The sequence below is a fragment of the Actinoplanes sp. NPDC051633 genome (assembly GCF_040681735.1).
Lineage (GTDB): Bacteria > Actinomycetota > Actinomycetes > Mycobacteriales > Micromonosporaceae > Actinoplanes.
On record NZ_JBFAZH010001697.1, the window covers coordinates 1 to 1245 of the forward strand.

Genomic DNA, 1245 nt, shown 5'->3' on the forward strand with positions numbered 1-1245 from the left:
TTATAAACCTTACCGCTGTCCGCCACGGACTCGAGAACCTGACCCGAAAGTGGTAGCCCACCCACCGTTGCACCCCTCGCAAAGGTGGGTGGGCCACCACTTCAGGAGGCCGGGTTGGCGGGGGTGAAGCCGCTCGGATCGGTGTTCTGTTCGGCGCGGATCACGTGCATGACGGCGTTGATCAGGGCCAGGTGGGTGAAGGCCTGCGGGAAGTTGCCCAGGTGGCGGCCGCTGTAGGTGTCGATCTCCTCGGCGTAGAGCTCCAGCGGGCTGGCGTAGGCCAGCAGCCGCTCGCACAGCTTCCGGGCCTGCCCCACCTCGCCGATCTCGACCAGCGCCGACGCCAGCCAGAACGAGCAGATCGTGAACGTGCCCTCCTCGCCGCTCAGGCCGTCGTCGGTCTCCTCGACCCGGTAGCGCAGCACCAGCCCGTCGATGGTGAGCTCGCCGGCGATCGCCAGCACGGTGGCCCGGATCCGCGGGTCGTCCGGCGGCAGGAAACGCATCAGCGGCAACAGGAGCGCGGAGGCGTCGAGCGCGTCCGAGCCGTACCGCTGCACGAACACGCCGCGACCGTCCACGCCCTTCTCGCACACCTCGGCGTGGATCTGGTCGGCCAGGGTCTGCCACTTGCCGGCGTACTCGGGCTCGTCGTAGAGGCGCGCCAGCCGCGCGCCGCGGTCCAGCGCCACCCAGCACATCACCTTGCTCGACACGAAGTGCTGCGGCTCGCCGCGCACCTCCCAGATGCCGCGGTCCGCCTCCTCCCAGTGCGCGGCCGCCTGCTCCACCTGGCGTTTGAGGGTCGGCCACAACGACTCCGGCAGTTGCTCGCGGGAGCGGGCGTGCAGGTACACCGAGTCCAGGACGGCGCCCCACACGTCGTGCTGCCGCTGCTTGTACGCCGCGTTGCCCACCCTGACGGGGAAGGCGCCCTCGTAGCCGGACAGGTGCGGCAGCGACTCCTCCTCGATCTCCCGCTCGCCGCCGACCCGGTACATCACCTGCAACTCGTGGCCGTCGCGGCAGGCGTCCTGGATGAAGTAGAAGAAGTCGTTGGCCTCCCGGTCGAAGCCCAGCGTGTAGAGGCCCCACAGGGCGAAGGTGGAGTCGCGCACCCACGCGTACCGGTAGTCCCAGTTGCGCTCGCCGTGCGGGGTCTCGGGCAGCGCCATCGTCGCCGCCGCCAGCAGCGCTCCGGTCGGCGCGAAGGTCAGGCCCTTGAGGGTGAGCGCGCTGCGCTGC

General features: G+C 70.0%; 1 protein-coding gene. It reads right to left on the minus strand.

Features of this window, described 5'->3' with window-relative positions; all coding sequences use genetic code 11:
- Nucleotides 1-101: 101 nt before the first annotated feature.
- Nucleotides 102-1245, minus strand: a 1144-nt coding sequence (locus tag AB0M20_RS44420) for a glycoside hydrolase family 15 protein (RefSeq protein WP_364307607.1), incomplete at its 5' end; no start/stop codon positions are given.